Source organism: Longimicrobium sp., assembly GCF_036280135.1.
Classification (GTDB): Bacteria; Gemmatimonadota; Gemmatimonadetes; order Longimicrobiales; family Longimicrobiaceae; genus Longimicrobium.
The window spans coordinates 1-4,085 of the sequence record NZ_DASURI010000262.1 but is presented as its reverse complement, the minus strand read 5'-3'; the positions used below and the strand labels follow the sequence as shown (position 1 = coordinate 4,085).

3 protein-coding genes are annotated in these 4,085 nt (G+C 70.7%); 2 read left to right on the top strand and 1 reads right to left on the bottom strand.

The window, feature by feature from the left end; genetic code table 11:
• Positions 1-62 precede the first annotated feature (62 nt).
• On the bottom strand, positions 63-2,642 hold the full coding sequence (locus VFZ20_RS08175) for an FAD-binding oxidoreductase (protein ID WP_329683363.1): 2,580 nt from the start codon (positions 2,640-2,642) through the stop codon (positions 63-65).
• A gap of 234 nt (positions 2,643-2,876) precedes the next feature.
• Between VFZ20_RS08175 and VFZ20_RS08170 the strand changes: the two genes are divergently transcribed.
• Positions 2,877-3,707, top strand: coding sequence for a hypothetical protein (locus VFZ20_RS08170; protein ID WP_329683362.1), 831 nt, complete (start codon positions 2,877-2,879; stop codon positions 3,705-3,707).
• 132 nt (positions 3,708-3,839) lie between these two features.
• Positions 3,840-4,025, top strand: a complete 186-nt coding sequence (locus VFZ20_RS08165; protein WP_329683361.1) for a hypothetical protein — start codon at positions 3,840-3,842, stop codon at positions 4,023-4,025.
• Positions 4,026-4,085: the final 60 nt, after the last annotated feature.

The following is a 4,085-nucleotide window of genomic DNA, read 5'->3' as shown; positions in this document are numbered from 1 at the left end:
CCTCTCCCGCGCAGTTTGCGGGAGAGGGTGCGAGCGACAGCGAGCGGGTGAGGGCCGGGCCTTCAGTAATCGTACACGTGGTCCACGGCGAACCGGCCCTCCGCCTCCATCCGCCGCAGGAACGGCAGCAGCTCGCGCGTGCGCACCTTGAGCACGGGGCGAATGCGCCGCGCGTCCGTCGCGACGGGGATGGCGTACAGGAACTCCGCCTCCGGGCCCACGTACCGCCAATCCGCCGGGGCCAGGCCCGTCACCACGATGTCGTCGTTGCCCGCGATCTCCACGATGGGCGTCTGCTCGCCGCGCCGAGCCGCGTCGCGCAGCACGCCGCCGAACGGATCGTAGCGCTCCAGCGTGATGAGCGCGTGGTCCGGCCCCAGCGGCCGCCGGCCCGTGACCCGCGCGTCGCCGGACGGGGCGAGCGCCGTCGTGTCGCCGTAGACCACGGCGCCGATGCGCAGGTCCTGCGGCGTGTACGCCGCCCCCGTGGCACCGCCCAGCATCCAGGCGTACGCGCCCTTGATCCCGTACTCCACGCTGAGCGACAGCCGCCGCTCCCACTTGCGGATCCACCCCGGGCCCCAGGGCGGCACGTCCGTCCACAGCGCCCGCAGCTGCTTGTCGAACGGATACCGGTACCACGGGATCGTGTGGATGAACTTCGCGTAGTCCGCCGCCACCCGGTGCGCGAAGCGGTCCTCGTCCGTCATCCGCCCGCCCGCCGTCCACGCGCTGAACCGGCCCACGGTGCCCTCGTACGCCCACCGGACGCTGTACTCCACCGAGTAGCTCAGGCCGATCACGCCCAGCATGAGCGAGTACTGCCCGTTGGGCGCGTTCTCCCGGTCGCTCGCGCGCGAGACCATCGTCCAGTTCTGCCAGAACTGGCCCACGGAGCGAACGTACGGGAACGCCGTCGGCAGGCGGCCGGCCGTCCAGGCGGCGTACTCGTCCGCGCTGTAGACGATGAACCACTCCGGGTGCGCCAGGTAGCTCTGCGACTCCGGCCGTTCGTAGGCGGACAGGCTGTCCAGGGCCGCCCGCTCCGATCGCGACAGCTCCATCCGCGCGGGGCCGGCCGGGTCGTACCGGTCCCACAGCTTGTTGCGAAAGCGGTTCCGCGGATCCACCCGCCGCTTGAGGGCGAAGAACTCCCGCGCGCGCGGGTACGCCCGGGCGAACTGCTCCGGCGTGGCGTGCGGCTGGTAGGGCAGGTACCAGCTCCCGTGGCTGGCCAGGGCCGCGTCCGCCATCTCCCGCGTCCACGCCGCCACGCGCCGCTGCCCCTCGGCATCCACCCGCTGCTTGTACCACACGACGAACGCGAACCGCTCGTCCGGCGCCCACGCCAGGGTGGAACCGGGGTCCGGCGTGGCGTGGCGGATGGAGACGTTGACGACGTTCACGTCCCACTTCTCGAAGATGGCGCGCATCCGCGGGACAAAGCGGTCGAACTCCGCCACGGGGACGAAGTACTCCTGCAGCACGTACGTGTACTCGTCGCGCGACGCGGGCTCCAGCTCGCGCACGTCGTAGCTCGCCTCGTAGTTGCGCCACACCACGGGCTCGCCGCGGTACGTCCACGGGTCCAGCACGTGCTCGCGGATCTCCTTGCCGCCCGGCCACCCCGTGATGACGGTCTGCCCCCACCGGTTGGCGGGATACGACTCCTTTCGCGGCATCAGCCGGTCCGGGATGGTCACGGAATCCGCCGTCCGCGTGAAGGTGACGGCGCTCACGCGGTCGTACTCGTTGGGGTAGATGTCCGCGTTGTGAAAGATGATGTTCTCGCGGCCGCGGATGGTGCGCCGGAACCACTCCGCGTACGCCGTGACGGGCATGGTGCGCCGGGTGCGGCGGATGCGCTCGTTGGGCGCCAGCTCCAGCGTGGCCTGGGTGATGACGCCCAGGCCGCCGTATCCGCCGATGGCGCCGTAGAACAGCTCGCGGTTCTCCGTGGGCGACGCCGTGACGACGGAGCCGTCCGCCAGCACCATCCGGATGGAGCGCACGGTGCTGATGATGGGCCCCAGCCCCGCGTATCGCCCGTGCACGTTCACGGACAGCGAGCCGCCCACGGTAAAGTTGCCGTACGACTGCATCACCTTGACGGACAGGCCGTACGGGTCGATGAACTCCTGGATCTGCCGCCAGGTGGCGCCCGTCTGCACCGTCAGCGTATTGGCAGCCGTGTCCAGCTGCAGGATGCGGTTGAAGCGCCGCATGTCCACGTGCAGCGCGCCCTCCGTGGCCGTCTGCCCGCCCATGCTGAACCGCCCGCCGCCGATGCTGACGGGCCCCGTCGTCGCGCGGACGGCGTCGGCGATCTGCGCCTCCGTGGTCGGCTGGATCTCGCGGTCCACCTCGATGCGGTACAGGTGCGTGAAGTCCGTCACCACGGGCCCGCTCACGGGGCCCATGACGGGCGTCTGCTTGATCCCCACGCAGATCACGCCCAGCGTCAGCAGCAGCACGCCCAGCATCATCCAGCCGAAGAACCGCACCGTGCGCCACGCGCCGCGCCCGATCGCGCGCGCGACGCGCCGTCCTCGGCCGGGCTTGGGCCTGTCGGCGGATGCGGGCTCGCTCGCGCCGGGGGACGCGATGGCGGGAACCTGGACCTTGTCGTCACTGACTTCCATCGGAGATCCTGCGGGGGGACGGAACGGGCGGGAGCGGTGGGGCGAGCGCTGCGAGGGCGGGCTCGGCGGACGCAGATCGGCCGATCCGTCGCCGGACCGCGGGGCCAATGTAGCGCGGGCGTCTGCGTCCGCGCCACGGTTCGCATCGGCACGGACGGCTTGCGGCGGGTGTGCTCCCTGCGCACGTTGTCGCCGTGCGCACCCGCATCCTCATCACGCCCACTTGGAAGGCCGATGGACGTCTCGTATCCTGCTCCCGTGGACCAGCTCCTTTCCCTCGGCGACCCGGACCAGGCGGAGGGCGACCTGGGATACCGCACCTTGGGCATCTCGGACGAGCACGTTCCCGTCCTGATCGAGATGATGCGGGACGAACGGCTCAACTGGATCATGCAGGCGCTGGGCGAGGACGAGACGCCGTTCTGGGCGCCCGTGCACGCGTGGCGCGCCCTGGGCGAGCTGCGGGCCCAGGCCGCCGTCCCCGCGATGGTGGCGCACCTTGCCGACTACCCGGACAGCGAGTGGACCACGGAGGACATTCCCGAAGTGCTGGCCAGGATGGGCGCGTCCGCGCTGGGGCCCGTGGGCGACGCGCTCGTCCACGCCGCGGATGAGGGGAACGCCGACCTGTTCGGGATGCTGGCCCATGCGCTGCGGCGCATGGCCGGGGAGCACCCCCCGCTGCGCGACACCATCATGGACGTGTTCGTGGAGCGGATGGCGGCGTGGGAGCGCCAGGACCCCGAGTCCAACGCGTGGGTGGTCGCCGCCCTGCTGGACCTGCACGCCACGGAGGCGCCTCCCGGCATGCAGGCCGCCTTCGAGGCCGGCAAGGTGGACGAGAGCGTCTGCGGCGACTGGGAGGACGCGCAGGTGGAGCTGGGCCTGCTGGAGAAGCGCATCACTCCGCGGCCGCAGTTCAGGATCTTTGGGCGCGCGTTCGAGGATATCCTCGCCCCGCCTCCCAAGCCGAAGCCGATGCCCATCCCCGGGAGCGACAGCGCCGCCGCCAAGGCGCGCACCCTGCGCAAGGCACAGAAGAAGTCGAAGAAGCGCCGTCGCTGAACGGAACGCGGTCGCCTTGTCGCGGGAACGAGCGGGGATTACTTTCCGACACGATGTGAAATTACCCCTCTCCCGTGGTCCATCTCCGGACCACGGGAGAGCGCCTGCCGCCATCTTCTCGGAGGGATTCCCATGAACCGCATCAAGCGCGTGCTTTACGTCGTCCCGGTGCTCGGGGCGATGGTGTTCGGGGCCACGCAGGTGTTCGCGTCTCCGGTGGCCCAGAAGGAGGCGCGGGCCTGTTCCAAGAACTGCTGGCAGGAATGCGGCCCGGCCGGGGGCGTGTGCAACCGCTACGGGGTCTGCGTCTGCTACTGATACCGGATCTGGAAAAGGGGTTGTCTTCCTGAGGGGCCCTCACGAACTCGACCGCGCCGG